Origin of the sequence: Streptantibioticus silvisoli (genome assembly GCF_027947535.2) — a bacterium.
GTDB classification, from domain to species: Bacteria; Actinomycetota; Actinomycetes; order Streptomycetales; family Streptomycetaceae; genus Streptantibioticus_C; species Streptantibioticus_C silvisoli.
Genome location: NZ_JAAGKO020000010.1, coordinates 10,793 through 27,047, shown reverse-complemented (window position 1 = coordinate 27,047; position 16,255 = coordinate 10,793). Strand labels below are relative to the sequence as shown.

The 16,255-nt window shown below is 73.6% G+C and carries 2 protein-coding genes and 1 pseudogene; all 3 read left to right on the top strand.

Annotated elements, in window-relative coordinates:
- Positions 1-88: 88 nt before the first annotated feature.
- Positions 89-6,670 carry a type I polyketide synthase gene (locus POF43_RS09800; protein ID WP_443732100.1) on the top strand — a complete coding sequence of 2,194 codons (6,582 nt, stop codon included), beginning with the start codon at positions 89-91 and terminating at the stop codon, positions 6,668-6,670.
- A gap of 64 nt (positions 6,671-6,734) precedes the next feature.
- Positions 6,735-6,809: pseudogene (locus POF43_RS35270) on the top strand (polyketide synthase docking domain-containing protein); the annotation flags it as partial.
- A complete protein-coding gene (locus POF43_RS09795) occupies positions 6,798-16,136 on the top strand; it encodes a type I polyketide synthase (RefSeq protein WP_443732099.1) in 9,339 nt (3,112 codons plus the stop codon). The pseudogene POF43_RS35270 and the gene POF43_RS09795, both read left to right, overlap by 12 nt.
- The last annotated feature ends 119 nt before the right edge of the window (positions 16,137-16,255 follow it).

Sequence of the window (16,255 nt, the reverse complement as noted above, 5' to 3'; positions counted from 1 at the left end):
GTGGGGTGACCTCACCCTGCACGCCCAGGCGGCCGAGTCGGTGCGGATCCACCTCGCGCCGCTCGCCGACGGCTCGTGGACCCTGCGGATGGCCGACGGACTGGGCGAACCGGTGCTCTCCGCCGGGCCGTTGACCGTGCGCCCGGTCGCCGGGCTGGAACTGCCCGACGCCGACACCGGCGACGACGACCTCTTCACCCTGGAATGGACACCGGCCGGCACCCCGGACGGTACGGCGGCGGCCGGCGCCCAGCTCCACACCGACCTCGACAGCCTGCTCGCCGCCGCGGCGACCGGCGCACCGGTGCCGTCCACGGTCGTCCTGGCCTGGGACAGCGCCCCCGCGGACGGCACGGAGCTGTCCGCCGCGGTCCGCGAGGCGACGGCCCGCGCCCTCACCCTGCTCCGGACCTGGCTCGCCGACGAACGGTTCGCCGCCTCACGCCTCGTGCTGCTCACCCGCGGCGCGGTCGCCACCGCGCCCGGCGAGAGCGTGCGGGACCTGCCGGCCGCCGCCGTCCTGGGCCTGGCACGCTCCGCCCAGTCGGAGAACCCCGAGCGGTTCGCCCTGGTCGACACCGACGCGGCCGAGCCGACCGCGGCCGATGCCGCGGCGGCCCTGCTGCCGGGCGAACCCCAGGCCGCCGTCCGCGCCGGACGCGTCCTCGTGCCGCGCCTGACCCGGCTGCGCCGTGACGCGGCCGGCCCCGGGCAGCCCATGACGTTCGACCCGGACCGGACGGTCCTGGTCACCGGCGGCACCGGCACCGTGGGCACCGCCGTCGTACGCCACCTCGTCGACCGCCACGGCGTGCGCGACCTCCTGCTGGCCGGCCGCCGGGGCATCGAGGCGCCCGGCGCCCGCGAACTCGTCGCCGAACTGTCCGCCGCCGGTGCCCGGGTCCGGGTCGAGGCGTGCGACGTGGCCGACCGCGCCGCGCTGGCCGCCCTGCTCGCCACCGTCCCGCAGGACCACCCGCTGGGCGCCGTGGTCCACGCCGCGGGCGTGATCGACGACGGCGTGATCACCTCGCTGACCCCGGAACGCCTGGCGACGGTGCTGCGCCCCAAGGCGGACGCGGCGGCCCACCTGCACGAACTCACCCGGGACCTGGACCTGTCGGCGTTCGTGCTGTTCTCCTCGGCCGCCGCCACCTTCGGCGGTCCCGGCCAGGGCAACTACGCCGCCGCCAACGGGTTCCTGGAGGCGCTGGCCCACCGGCGCCGCTTCGACGGCGCGCCCGCCGTCGCCATCGGCTGGGGCCTGTGGGCGCAGAGCAGCGCCATGACCGGCACCCTGGACGACTCCGACCGCGGCCGCATCGCCCGCGGCGGCATCGGCGCCCTGCCGACCGACGACGCCCTCGCCCTCTTCGACCGCTGCCTGACCCCGTACCCCGCCGCACCCCTGCCGGTGCGGATCGACGTGGCCGCGCTGCGCGTGCAGCGGGCCGGCGGCGCCGAACCGCCGCAGGTGCTGCGCAAGCTGGCCGGGAGCACGCTGCGCACCGCGGCCGGCCCCGGTGCCGGTGGCGACAGCGGGTCCGGCCCGGCCACCGGGTTCGCCGGCCTGTCGTCGAAGGAACTGCGGGCCGCGGTGCGCGAGATCGTCGTCACCGCGACCGCCGCGGTCCTCGGCCACGACTCCGGCTCGGCCGTCGACGTCGAGCGGACGTTCAGCGGCCTGGGCTTCGACTCCCTCACCGCCCTGGAACTGCGCAACGCCCTCAGCCGCTCGACCGGCGTGAAACTCGACGCCACCCTGGTCTTCGACCACCCCACCCCGGCGGCGGTGATCGACCACCTCGCCGTCGTGCTGAACGGCGCGACCGCCGCGTCCACCACCGGCGGCCCGGGCACGACCGACGCGGACACCGGCTCGGAGCCCATCGCCATCATCGGCATGAGCTGCCGTTTCCCCGGCGGCGTGGCGGAGCCCGAACAGCTCTGGTCGCTGCTGGCGAACGGCGCCGACGGCATCGGCGACTTCCCGCCGGACCGCGGCTGGGACGTCGAGGCGCTCTACGACCCGGACCGCGAGAACCACCGCAAGGGCACGACCTACACCCGCAACGGCGGGTTCCTCACCGGGGTCGACCGCTTCGACGCCTCGTTCTTCGGCGTCTCGCCGCGCGAGGCCCTCGCCATGGACCCGCAGCAGCGGCTGCTGCTGGAGTCCGCCTGGGAGGCGGTGGAACGCGCCGGCATCGATCCCCGCGCGCTGCGGGGCAGCCGGACCGGGGTGTTCGCCGGGACCAACGGGCAGGACTACACCAACGTCCTGAGCGCCGCCGAGGAGAGCGCGGAAGGCTACCTGGGCACCGGCAACGCGGCGAGCGTGATGTCGGGCCGCGTCTCCTACGCCCTGGGCCTGGAAGGTCCGGCCGTCACGCTGGACACCGCCTGCTCCTCCTCCCTGGTCGCCCTGCACTGGGCCGCCCGCGCGCTCCGCTCGAACGAGTGCTCGCTGGCGCTGGCCGGCGGCGTCACCGTCATGTCCACCCCCGCCGCCTTCGTGGAGTTCGCGCGGCAGGGCGGTCTGGCCGGTGACGGCCGGTGCAAGGCGTTCGCCGAGGGTGCGGACGGCACCGGCTGGGGCGAGGGCGTCGGCGTCCTGCTGCTGGAACGCCTGTCGGACGCGCGGGCCAACGGCCACCGGGTGCTGGCGGTGGTGGCCGGTTCCGCGGTCAACCAGGACGGCGCGAGCAACGGCCTGACGGCGCCGAACGGTCCCTCGCAGCAGCGGGTGATCCGGGCCGCGCTCGCCAACGCGGGGCTGTCGGCGTCGGACGTGGACGCGGTGGAGGCACACGGTACGGGGACGTCGCTGGGCGACCCGATCGAGGCGCAGGCGCTGCTGGCCACCTACGGCCAGGAGCGTGCGGAGGACCGGCCGCTGTGGCTGGGCTCGGTGAAGTCGAACCTGGGCCACACCCAGGCCGCCGCCGGTGTGGCGGGTGTGATCAAGATGGTGCTGGCGATGCGGCACGGTGTGCTGCCGAAGACGTTGCATGTGGACGCGCCGTCGTCGCACGTGGACTGGTCGGCGGGCAACGTGCGGTTGCTGACGGACGCCGTGGAGTGGCCGCAGACCGCGGGCCCGCGCCGGGCCGGCGTCTCCGCCTTCGGCTTCAGCGGGACCAACGCCCACGTCATCCTGGAGCAGGCGCCGGAGTCGGTCGCCGAGGCGGCCGGGGCGCCGGTGTCGTCCGGGTCTTCGGTGTCGCCGGTGGTGCCGTGGACGGTGTCGGCGCGTAGCCCGGAGGCGTTGCGGGCGCAGGCGTTGAGCCTGGCGGCGTTCGTCGGTGCGGGTGCGGATCTCGATGTGCGGGATGTGGGGCTGTCGTTGGCGGCGTCACGTTCGGTCTTCGAGCACCGGGCGGTGGTCTCCGGTCGTGACCGCGAGGAGTTGCTGGCCGGGCTCGCTGCGGTTGTTGACGGTACGTCAGCTCCGGGTGTGGTGTCCGGTTCCGCCCGCGGTGAAGGCAAGCTCGCGTTCGTCTTCGCCGGTCAGGGTGCCCAACGGCTCGGTATGGGCCGTGAGTTGTACGAGGCGTTCCCGGTCTACGCCGAGGCGTTCGACGCCGCGTGTGCGGTGCTGGACGGTGAGTTGGGCCGTTCGCTGAAGGACTTGGTGTTCGGTGGCGACGCGGAGTTGTTGAACCGGACGGAGTTCACGCAGCCGGCGTTGTTCGCGGTTGAGGTGGCGTTGTTCCGGTTGGTGGAGTCGTGGGGTGTGCGTCCGGACTTCCTGGTCGGTCACTCGATCGGTGAGATCGCCGCTGCGCACGTTGCTGGTGTGTGGTCGTTGGAGGATGCCGGCCGGGTCGTCGCGGCCCGTGGCCGGCTGATGCAGGCGTTGCCCGCCGGTGGGGTCATGGTCGCCCTTCAGGCGTCCGAGGCCGAGGTGTTGCCGCTGCTGGAGGGCCTGGAGGACCGTGCCGGTATCGCCGCGCTGAATGGCCCGACGGCCACCGTGGTCGCCGGTGCGGAAGCGGCCGTTGCCGGTATCCAGGAGCACTTCGCGGGTCTGGGTCGTAAGACGACGCGGCTGCGGGTCAGCCACGCGTTCCACTCGCCGCTGATGGAGCCGATGCTGAAGGAGTTCAACGCCGTTCTGTCCGGGGTGGAGTTCGGAACCCCGTCGATGGCGGTGGTGTCGAACGTGACCGGACAGGCCGCCACCGCTGCGGAGTTGGGGTCGCCGGAGTACTGGGTGGAGCATGTGCGGCGTCCGGTGCGGTTCGCGGACGGGCTGGAGTGGCTGGCGGGTGCGGGTGCGACGCGGTTCCTGGAGATCGGCCCCGACGGGTCGCTGACCGCGATGGCGCAGGCCGTGCTCGATCCCGACGACACCCTCACCGTTCCGGCGTTGCGCAAGGACCGGCCCGAGGTCGAGGCGGTGCTGACCGCGCTGGGCCGGTTGCACGTGGACGGTGTCGAGGTCGAGTGGGCCGGGTTCTTCGCCGGTTCCTCGGTCGTGGAGCTGCCGACCTACGCCTTCCAGCGCGAGCGCTTCTGGCCGGTCCCCGCCGCCGTCGTGTCGTCCGGTGCGGGTGACGCGGTGGACGCGGCGTTCTGGGACGCGGTGGAGCGCGGTGACCTGGACGGTCTCGCCGGGACGCTGGGCGTGGACGAGGGGCCGTTGGGCGAGGTCGTGCCGGCGTTGTCGTCGTGGTGGCGTGGGCGGCGTGAGCAGTCCGTGGTGGACAGTTGGCGTTACCGGGTGGTGTGGCGTCCGGTGGACGGGCTGGCTCCGGGTGCGCGGCTGGAGGGGCGTTGGCTGGTGCTGGCGCCGTCGGCTTCGGTGCCGGGGGAGTGGGGGCTGGAGGGTCTGGCCGGTTCGGTGGACCGGTTGGACACCGTGGTGGTGGAGGCGGGTGCCGGCCGCGCGGAGCTGACCGCGCTGCTGCGGGACGCCGCCGCTGACGGGCCGGTCGACGGCATCGTCTCCCTGCTGGCGTTCACCGGTGGATCGGCGGGTGGATCGGTCGGTGGCGAGGACCCGGTGCCGGTGACGGTCGCGCTGGTCCAGGCGATCGGTGACGCCGGGATCGGCGCCCGCCTGTGGGCGGTGACCTCGGGTGCGGTCGCGGTCGCGGGGGAGTGGGCTCCCGATCCGGCGTCGGCCGGCGTGTGGGGCCTCGGCCGGGTCGTCGCGCTCGAACACCCCGACCGCTGGGGCGGGTTGGTCGACCTGGCCGGACCGCTGGACGTGAATGGCCTCGGCCGGTTGGTCTCCGTTCTCGCGGGGGGTGGTGAGGATCAGGTGGCGTTGCGGTCTTCGGGTGTGTTCGCTCGTCGTTTGGTGCGGGCGTCGGGTGTGGGTTCGTCGGTGGGTTCGTGGTCGCCGAAGGGTGCGGTGTTGGTGACGGGTGGTACGGGTGCGTTGGGTGCGCGGGTGGCGCGGTGGGCGGTTGGGCGTGGTGCGGGGCATGTGGTGTTGACGAGTCGGCGTGGTGTGGGGGCGCCGGGTGCGGTGGAGTTGGAGGCGGAGTTGGAGGCGTTGGGTGCGCGGGTGTCGGTGGTGGCGTGTGATGTGGCTGATCGGGGTGCGGTGGAGGGGTTGTTGTCGCGGTTCGAGGTGGATGCGGTGTTTCATGCGGCGGGGGTGGCTGATGTGACGCCGTTGGGTGAGTTGGATGGTGTGCGGTGGGGTGAGGTGGCGGGTGCGAAGGTGGGTGGTGCTGTGGTGTTGGACGAGTTGACGCGGGGTCGTGGGTTGTCGGCGTTCGTGTTGTTCTCGTCGATCGCGGGTGTGTGGGGCAGTGGTGGTCAGGGTGCGTATGCGGCGGCGAACGCGCAGTTGGACGCGTTGGCGGAGGGTCGTCGTGCGCGGGGTGAGGTGGCGACGGCGGTGGCGTGGGGTCCGTGGGCCGACAGTGGCATGGCCGCCGGCACCGAGGCCGAGGAGCAGTTGCGGCGGTGGGGACTGGTCTCCCTGCGGCCGGACACCGCCCTGCTCTCCCTCGGGCACGCCCTCGCCTGCGACGACTCCGCGGTGGCCGTGGCGGACGTGGACTGGCAGCGGTTCGCCCCGGCGTTCACCAGCCGCCGGCCCAGCCCGCTGCTCGGCGAACTGGCCGAGGTGCGCGACGCGCTGGACGCGGCCGAGGGTTCCGCCGCGGACGCGCCGGACGACGCCGTGCGGCAGCGGCTGGCCGGGCTGTCCCCCGGCGACCGCGACAGCGCGCTGCTCGACCTGGTCCGGGACTGCGCGACGGCCGTGCTGGGCCACCGGGACGCCCGTTCCGTTGGCTCCCGGCAGCCGTTCCGCGACCTGGGATTCGACTCGCTCACCGCGGTCGAACTGCGCAACCTGCTCAACAGCGAGACCGGGCTGCGGCTGCCGAGCACGCTGGTCTTCGACTACCCGACCCCGGCGGCGCTGGCCGACCACCTGTCGGGAGCTCTCTTCCCCGCCGGGGACGACGGGGACGACGCCGGGCACGGCGACCCCGCGGCCGTGCGGGCGATGATCGCCACCATCCCGCTCTCCCGCCTGAAGGAGAGCGGACTGCTGGACACCCTGCTGGCCCTCGCCGGGCCGGCCGGCGGGCATTCCCCCGAACCCGAGACCGCGGAAGGCCCCACCGCGGACGAGGACGCCATCCACGCCATGGCGATCGACGATCTCGTCGACCTGGCGCTCGGTGGTTCGGACGGCTGAGCCGGCCGGCGCACCAGGTCACCTCCCCCGACACGTCCACCAGGCAAGAAACGCGGAGCTGAGCATGGCCACTTCCGAGGAACGAGTCGTCACTGCCCTCCGGGCGTCGCTGGTTGAGAACGAGAGGCTGCGCAAGCAGAACGACAAACTCTCGCGCGCGGCCACCGAACCCGTGGCGATCGTCGCCATGGCGTGCCGTTACCCCGGCGACGTGCGGTCCCCGGAAGACCTGTGGCGGCTGCTCGCCGACGGCACGGACGCGCTGTCCGACTTCCCCGCCAACCGCGGCTGGGAGACGGCCGGCGCGACCGGGGGCGACGGCGACGGGCCGCGCGGCGGGTTCGTCCACGACGCCGACGAGTTCGACGCGTCGTTCTTCGCCATCTCCCCGCGCGAGGCCGCGGCGATGGACCCGCAGCAGCGCCTGATCCTTGAGGCGTCCTGGGAGGCGTTCGAACGGGCCGGCATCGACGCGGCCGCCGTGCGCGGCAGCCGCACCGGCGTCTTCGTCGGCAGCAGCAACCAGAACTACGGCGCCGCGGCCGCCGGCAACCTGCCCGAGGGCGTCGAGGGCCACCTGCTGACCGGCAGCGCCGCCGCCGTGGTCTCCGGCCGGGTCTCCTACGCGCTGGGCCTCGAAGGCCCGGCCGTGACGGTGGACACCGCCTGCTCCTCCTCCCTGGTCGCCCTGCACCTCGCCGCCCAGGCGCTGCGCTCCGGCGACTGCGACCTCGCGCTGGCCGGCGGCGTGACGGTCATGTCCACCCCCGACGTCTTCGCGGAGTTCGCGCGGCAGGGCGGTCTGGCGGGCGACGGCCGGTGCAAGGCGTTCGCCGAGGGTGCGGACGGCACGGGCTGGGGCGAGGGTGTCGGCGTCCTGCTGGTGGAACGCCTGTCGGACGCGCGGCGCAACGGTCACCGGGTGCTGGCGGTGGTGGCCGGTTCCGCGGTCAACCAGGACGGCGCGAGCAACGGCCTGACGGCGCCGAACGGTCCGTCGCAGCAGCGGGTGATCCGGGCCGCGCTGGCGGGTGCGGGCCTGTCGCCGGCCGACGTGGACGCGGTCGAGGCGCACGGCACCGGCACCGCGCTGGGCGACCCGATCGAGGCGCAGGCGCTGCTGGCGACCTACGGCCAGGGTCGGTCGCAGGACCGGCCGTTGTGGCTGGGCTCGGTGAAGTCGAACCTGGGCCACACCCAGGCCGCCGCCGGCGTGGCGGGTGTGATCAAGATGGTCATGGCGATGCGGCACGGGTTGCTGCCCAGGACGCTGCACGTGGACGCGCCCTCCTCGCACGTGGACTGGGACGCGGGCCAGGTGCGGCTGCTGACGGACGCCGTGCGGTGGCCGCGTACGGACGACCGCCCGCGCCGGGCCGGCGTCTCCGCCTTCGGCGTCTCGGGGACCAACGCCCACGTCGTCCTGGAGCAGCCCCCGGCCCCGGCCGCCGCCGAGGACGGCCCCGCCGCCGCCCCGGCCGCCCTGCCGCTGGTCGCCTGGCCGATCTCCGCCCGCGAGCCGGAGGCGCTGAAGGCCCAGGCCAGGAACCTCGCGGCGGCCGTCCGGGCCTCCGGGGCCGACCCGGCCGACGTGGGCCTGTCGCTGGCGGTGTCGCGTTCGGTCTTCGAACACCGGGCCGTCGTGCTCGGCGGCGACCGGGACACCCTGCTGCACGGCCTCGACGCGGTCGCCGCCGGCACCTCCGCCTCCGGCGTGCTGACCGGCACCGTGCGTGGTGAGGGCAAGCTGGCGTTCGTCTTCGCCGGTCAGGGTGCCCAACGCCTGGGTATGGGCCGGGAGTTGTACGAGGCGTTCCCGGTGTACGCCGAGGCGTTCGACGCGGTGTGCGCGGTGCTCGACGGCGAACTCGACGTGCCGTTGCGGGACGTGGTGTTCGGTGCCGACCCGGAGGCGCTGAACCGCACGGGGTACACGCAGCCGGCGTTGTTCGCCGTCGAGGTGGCGCTGTACCGCCTGGTGGAGTCGTGGGGCGTTCGCCCGGACTACCTCGTCGGCCACTCGATCGGTGAGGTGGCCGCGGCCCACGTGGCCGGTGTGTGGTCGTTGGCGGATGCCTGCCGGGTGGTCGCGGCCCGTGGCCGGCTGATGCAGGCGCTGCCCGCCGGCGGCGTGATGGCCGCCGTCCAGGCGTCCGAGGCGGAGGTGCTGCCGCTGCTGGAGGGCTTGGCCGACCGTGTGGGAATCGCCGCGCTGAACGGTCCGGCCTCGACGGTGGTCGCCGGTGAGGAAGCCGCCGTTGCCCAGGTTCAGGAGCACTTCTCGGGTCTGGGGCGGAAGACGACGCGGTTGCGGGTCAGCCACGCGTTCCACTCGCCGCTGATGGAGCCGATGCTGAAGGAGTTCGCCTCGGTGCTGGCCGGGGTGGAGTTCGCCGCGCCGTCGATGGCGGTGGTGTCGAACGTGACCGGGCAGGCCGCGACGGCCGCGGAGTTGGGGTCGCCGGAGTACTGGGTGGACCATGTGCGGCGTCCGGTGCGGTTCGCCGACGGGTTGGAATGGCTGGCCGGGCACAAGGTGACCCGGTTCCTGGAGATCGGTCCCGACGGGTCGCTGACCGCGATGGCGCAGGACGTGCTGAACGGCGAGGAGACCCTCACCGTTCCGGCGCTGCGCAAGGACCGGCCCGAGACCGACACGCTGCTCGGCGCGGTGGCCCGGCTCCAGATCGACGGCGCCGCGATCGGCTGGGCCGGCTACTTCGCGGGCTCCGGGGCGCGCACGGTCGAACTGCCGACCTACGCCTTCCAGCGCCGCCGGCACTGGCTCGACCCCGCCACCGCGGCGTACCGGCCCGCGGACGACGGCAGGTTCGCCGCCACCCTCGTCGACACCCGGTTCTGGGAGGCGGTCGAACGCGAGGACGCCGCGGAACTGGCCGAGGTCCTCGACGTCGACCGGGACGCGCTCGTCGCGGTGATCCCCGCCCTGTCCTCCTGGCGCCGCAAGCAGAGCGCGCAGTCCGCGGTGGACTCCTGGCGCTACCGGATCGTGTGGAAGCCGCTTCCCGCGGTCGCGGACGCCCCGCTCGCCTCCGGGCGCTGGGTGGCCGTGCACGCCGGGCCTGCGCCCGAGGGGGCCGACCTCGCCGTGCTCGACGGCCTCAGGACCTGCGGGCTCGACGTCGTGTGCGTGGCGGCCGACGGGCTGGACCGGGCCGCGCTGGCCGCCGAACTCGGCCGTACGGCGCAGGACGGTCCCGTCGACGGCGTGCTGTCCCTGCCGGCGCCGGCCGACGGCGCGGCGGCGGTCGCCCTGCTCGCCCAGGCCATGGGCGACGCCGGCACGCCCGGCCGGCTGTGGACGCTGACCAGCGGCGCGGTCTCCACCGGACGCACCGACCCGCTGCGGTCCCCCGGGACCGCCGCGGTCTGGGGTCTGGGCCGGGTCGTCGCGCTGGAGCACCCCGACCGCTGGGGCGGCCTGGTCGACCTGCCGCAGGACCCGGACCCGCGCGCCGTCGCACGGCTGGCGAAAGTGCTCGCCGGCCTGCCCGGCGACGAGGACCAGGTCGCGGTCCGCTCCACCGGTGTCTTCGGACGCCGCCTGGTGCGCGGCCGGAGCGGCGAAGCGCGCCCGTGGACCCCGGCCGGCACGGTGCTGATCACCGGCGGCACCGGTGCTCTCGGCGCCCGGGTGGCCCGCTGGGCCGTCGAACGCGGGGCGCGGGACCTCGTCCTGGTCAGCCGCAGCGGCCCCCAGGCCCCGAACGCCGACGCGTTGCGCGCGGAACTGGGCGCCCTGGGCGCCAACGTGACGGTCGCCGCCTGCGACGTCGCCGACCGCGAGGCGCTCGCCCTTCTGCTGGACCGCCACGCCGTGGACGCGGTGTTCCACACCGCCGGTGTCCTCGACGACGGGGTGGTCGACTCGATCGACGCGGCGCGGCTCGCGACCGTTCTGCGGGCCAAGGCGGTGGCGGCCCTGCACCTGGACGAGCTGACCCGGGACCGTGAGCTGTCCGCCTTCGTCCTGTTCTCCTCCCTCGCCGGTGTCATGGGCAGCGCCGGGCAGGGGATGTACGCCGCGGCGAACGCCGTGCTGGACGCCCTGGCCGAGCGCCGGGTGGCCCAGGGACTGCCCGCCACGTCGGTCGGCTGGGGGCCGTGGGGCGGCGGCGGCATGGCGGCCGCCGGTGCCGTCGAACGCCGGCAGCGCCGGGGTTCCGTCACCGCGCTGGACCCCGGACTGGCCCTGCTCGCCCTGCGGGACGCGATGGAGTCCGGCGGGGCGACCGTCATGGTCGCCGACGTCGACTGGGCGCGCTTCGCCCCCGCCTTCACCGCGACCCGGCCCAGCGCCCTGCTGCGCGAGATCCCCGAGGTCCCCTCGGGCACGGGAGCCTCCGCCGAGAAGACCCCGTCCTCCGTCCTGCGTGATCGGCTCCTCGCCCTGTCGGCGGGGGAGCAGGCGCGGCAGTTGGTGGAGTTGGTGCGTTCCTCGGCCGCGGCTGTCTTGGGTTTCGCGGGGATGGGGGATGTGGCCGCGGATCGGGCTTTCCGTGATCTGGGGGTGGATTCCCTGATCGCGGTGGAACTGCGGAACGTGCTGGCCGCCGAGTGCGGCATATCGCTGCCGTCGACGGTGGTCTTCGACTATCCGACGCCGTTGGCGTTGGGTGGGTTCCTGCGTGATGGTGTGGTGGGTGTCGCGGCGGAGGGTGCTGCCGCGGGTGTGGTGGGCGGTGCGGTGGTCTCCGGTGATCCCATCGCGATCGTGGGGATGAGCTGCCGTTTCCCCGGTGGTGTGCGCGGGCCGGAGGAGCTGTGGGGTCTGCTGGCGGCCGGCGGGGAAGGGCTTTCCCCGTTCCCGGACGACCGCGGGTGGGACCGGCTCGACGGCTTCTTCGCCGAGGCGGCCAGGGCTTCCGGCTGGGGCAGTGGCGTCGGTGGGTTCTTGTCGGGGGTGGGGGAGTTCGACGCGGGGTTCTTCGGGATTTCGCCGCGTGAGGCGTTGGGGATGGATCCGCAGCAGCGGTTGTTGCTGGAGGCGGCGTGGGAGGCGGTGGAGGGTGCCGGGGTTGATCCGGTGTCGTTGCGGGGGAGTCGTACGGGGGTTTTCGTAGGGACGAACGGTCAGGATTATCCGGCGTTGCTGGGTGCGTCGGACGAGGACTTCGTGGGGTACGTCGGTACGGGTAACGCGGCGAGTGTCGCGTCGGGCCGTATCTCGTACGTGTTGGGGTTCGAGGGTCCTGCGGTGACGGTGGACACGGCGTGTTCGTCGTCGTTGGTGGCGTTGCACCTGGCGGCGCAGGCGTTGCGGTCGGGTGAGTGTGACTTGGCGCTGGCCGGTGGTGTGACGGTGATGTCGACGCCGGGTGCGTTCGTGGAGTTCGCGCGGCAGGGTGGTCTGGCCGGTGATGGCCGGTGCAAGGCGTTCGCGGAGGGTGCGGACGGCACGGGTTGGGGTGAGGGTGTCGGCGTTCTGCTGGTGGAGCGGTTGTCGGACGCGCGGGCCAAGGGGCACCGGGTGCTGGCGGTGGTGGCCGGTTCCGCGGTCAACCAGGACGGTGCGAGCAATGGTTTGACGGCGCCGAACGGTCCGTCGCAGCAGCGGGTGATCCGGGCCGCTCTCGCCAGTGCGGGTTTGTCGGCGTCGGATGTGGACGCGGTGGAGGCGCACGGTACGGGGACGTCGTTGGGTGACCCGATCGAGGCGCAGGCGTTGCTGGCGACGTATGGCCAGGAGCGTGCGGAGGACCGGCCGTTGTGGCTGGGGTCGGTGAAGTCGAACTTCGGTCATACGCAGGCTGCCGCGGGTGTGGCGGGTGTGATCAAGATGGTGCTGGCGATGCGGCACGGTGTGCTGCCGAAGACGTTGCATGTGGATGCGCCGTCGTCGCATGTGGACTGGTCGGCGGGCAATGTGCGGTTGCTGACGGATGCGGTGGAGTGGCCGCGGACGGGTCGGGTGCGTCGTGCGGGTGTCTCGTCCTTCGGGCTGAGCGGGACCAACGCGCACATCGTGCTGGAGCAGGCGCCGGAGTCGGTCGTCGAGGTCGCCGAGGCGGTCGGGGCGCCGGTGTCGCCGGTGGTGCCGTGGACGGTGTCGGCTCGCACTCCGGAGGCGTTGCGAGCGCAGGCGTTGAGCCTGGCGGGCTTCGTGGGTGAGGGTGCCGGTGCGGATCTGGATGTGCGGGATGTGGGGCTGTCGTTGGCGGCCTCGCGTTCGGTCTTCGAGCACCGGGCGGTGGTCTCTGGTCGTGACCGCGATGAGTTGCTGGCCGGGCTCACTGCGGTGGCTGACGGTACGTCAGCTCCGGGTGTGGTGTCCGGTTCGGTGCGCGGTGAGGGCAAGCTGGCGTTCGTCTTCGCCGGTCAGGGTGCGCAACGGCTGGGTATGGGCCGTGAGTTGTACGAGGCGTTCCCGGTCTACGCGGAGGCGTTCGACGCTGCGTGTGCCGTGCTGGACGGTGAGTTGGGCCGTTCGCTGAAGGACTTGGTGTTCGGTGCTGATGCGGAGTTGTTGAACCGGACGGAGTTCACGCAGCCGGCGTTGTTCGCGGTTGAGGTGGCGTTGTTCCGGTTGGTGGAGTCGTGGGGTGTGCGTCCGGACTTCCTGGTCGGTCACTCGATCGGTGAGATCGCCGCTGCGCACGTTGCTGGTGTGTGGTCGTTGGAGGATGCCGGCCGGGTGGTCGCGGCCCGTGGCCGGTTGATGCAGGCGTTGCCCGCCGGTGGGGTGATGGTGGCTCTTCAGGCGTCCGAGGTGGAGGTGTTGCCGCTGCTGGAGGGCCTGGAGGACCGTGCCGGTATCGCCGCGCTGAACGGTCCGACGGCTACCGTGGTGGCCGGTGCGGAGGCGGCCGTTGCCGGTATCCAGGAGCACTTCGCGGGTCTGGGGCGGAAGACGACGCGGCTGCGGGTCAGTCACGCGTTCCATTCGCCGCTGATGGAGCCGATGCTGAAGGAGTTCAACGCCGTTCTGTCCGGCGTGGAGTTCGGAACGCCGTCGATGGCGGTGGTGTCGAACGTGACCGGACAGGCGGCCGGTGTCGACGAGTTGGGGTCGCCCGAGTACTGGGTGGACCATGTGCGGCGGCCGGTGCGGTTCGCCGACGGGCTGGAGTGGCTGGCGGGTGCGGGTGCGACGCGGTTCCTGGAGATCGGCCCCGACGGCTCGTTGACCGCGATGGCGCAGGACGTGCTGTTCGGCGAGGAGACCCTCACCGTTCCGGCGCTGCGCAAGGACCGGTCCGAGACCGACACGTTGCTCGGTGCCCTGGGCCGGTTGCACGTGGACGGTGTCGAGGTCGAGTGGGCCGGGTTCTTCGCCGGTTCGTCGGTCGTGGAGCTGCCGACCTACGCCTTCCAGCGCGAGCGTTTCTGGCCGACGCTGACGGTGTCGTCCGGTGCGGGCGACGCGGTGGACGCGGCGTTCTGGGACGCGGTGGAGCGTGGTGACCTCGATGGTCTCGCCGGGACGCTGGGCGTCGGCGAGGGGCCGTTGGGCGAGGTCGTGCCGGCGTTGTCGTCGTGGTGGCGTGGACGGCGTGAGCAGTCCGTGGTGGACGGCTGGCGTTACCGGACGGACTGGGCGCCGTTGACGATGCCCGTGCGGGGTGCACGGCTGGAGGGGCGTTGGCTGGTGCTGACGGCCGGGGCGCCGGTGCCCGAGGCGCTGGAGGCCGTGGCCGACGGGCTGGAGATCGTGACGTCCCCCGCGGGGAGCGGGCGGGACGAGTGGGCGTTGCTGCTGCGGGACGCGGTGTCCGGCAGTGAACCGGTCGCGGGCGTGGTGTCGTTGCTGGCGATGCCGGGAGACGGGTCCGACGAGAGCGCCGGGGTCCTGGCGACGCTGGGCCTGGTCCAGGCGCTGGAGGACGTCGGTGTGCCCGGGCGGCTGTGGGTGCTCACGTCGGGTGCGGTCGCCGCGGTGGGTTCCGACGGGGCCCCGGACGTCGGCCAGGCGGGCGTGTGGGGCCTGGGCCGGGTGGTGGCGCTGGAGTTCCCGGACCGCTGGGGCGGCCTGGTGGACCTGCCGCCGGCCGGGGACGGCCGGGTGGCGGAGTGGCTGACGGGTCTGCTCGCGGGGGGTGGCGAGGATCAGGTGGCGTTGCGGTCTTCGGGTGTGTTCGCTCGTCGTTTGGTGCGGGCGTCGGGTGTGGGTTCGTCGGTGGGTTCGTGGTCGCCGAAGGGTGCGGTGTTGGTGACGGGTGGTACGGGTGCGTTGGGTGCGCGGGTGGCGCGGTGGGCGGTTGGGCGTGGTGCGGGGCATGTGGTGTTGACGAGTCGGCGTGGTGTGGGGGCGCCGGGTGCGGTGGAGTTGGAGGCGGAGTTGGCGGCGTTGGGTGCGCGGGTGTCGGTGGTGGCGTGTGATGTGGCTGATCGGGGTGCGGTGGAGGGGTTGTTGTCGCGGTTCGAGGTGGATGCGGTGTTTCATGCGGCGGGGGTGGCTGATGTGACGCCGTTGGGTGAGTTGGATGGTGTGCGGTGGGGTGAGGTGGCGGGTGCGAAGGTGGGTGGTGCTGTGGTGTTGGACGAGTTGACGCGGGGTCGTGGGTTGTCGGCGTTCGTGTTGTTCTCGTCGATCGCGGGTGTGTGGGGCAGTGGTGGTCAGGGTGCGTATGCGGCGGCGAACGCGCAGTTGGACGCGTTGGCGGAGGGTCGTCGTGCGCGGGGTGAGGTGGCGACGGCGGTGGCGTGGGGGCCGTGGGCCGACAGCGGCATGGCCGCCGGCACCGAGGCCGAGGAGGCCCTGAGCCGGCGCGGTCTGCCGGCGCTGCCGCCTCAGGGGGCGCTCGCGGCGCTGGGTTACGCGCTGGAGGGCGACGAGGCGGCGGTCACGGTGGCGGACGTGGACTGGCAGCGGTTCGCGCCGGCGTTCACCAGCCGCCGGCCCAGCCCGCTGCTCGGCGGCCTGGCGGAGGTGCGCGACGCGCTGGAGGCCGCCGAGGCGCCGTCCGCCGGCGGCTCGGCGGGGGAGACGCTCGCCAGCGAACTGGCGGAGTGCTCCGCGGACGAACGCACCCGCCGGCTGGTGGATCTGGTGCGCGGCCACGCGGCGCAGGTCATGGGGTTCGCCGGGGTCGCCGCGGTGGAGTCCGGGCGGGCGTTCAAGGACATGGGGCTCGACTCGCTGACCGCCGTCGAGCTGCGCAACCTGCTCGGCGCGGCCACCGGGCTGCGCCTGCCGAGCACGATGGTCTTCGACCACCCCACGCCGGCCGCGCTCGCCGACCACCTGGACGGCCTGCTGGGCGGCAGGGACGCGCAGACCGGCGCGGCCCTGCTGGCCGACCTGGAGAAGACCGCGGCGCGGATCGGCAGGGCGTCGCTGGACGACGACGTGCGGGTGCTGGTCAAGGCCCGGCTGAAGTCGCTGCTGGCCTCCGTCGACGAGGACGGGGAGGACGGCGAGGACCGGGCCGCCATCTCCGATCAGCTGGGCGAGGCGTCGGACGACGAGCTGTTCGACTTCATCAACACCCTGCGCCGGGACTGACGGGGGCGCGGAACGGCCGCCGGGCCGCCGTACCCTGGGTACGGCGGCCCGGAACGGCCCCACGAACAGAACCGCGGGCGATGCCACTGTCACTGGCATCGGCCGCGGTTCTCTTGGTG

What these genes read in the sequence shown, in the direction of transcription:
- POF43_RS09800 (WP_443732100.1), top strand. Translation starts at nt 89, where the DNA reads ATGGCCGACGGACTGGGCGAACCGGTGCTCTCCGCCGGGCCGTTGACC.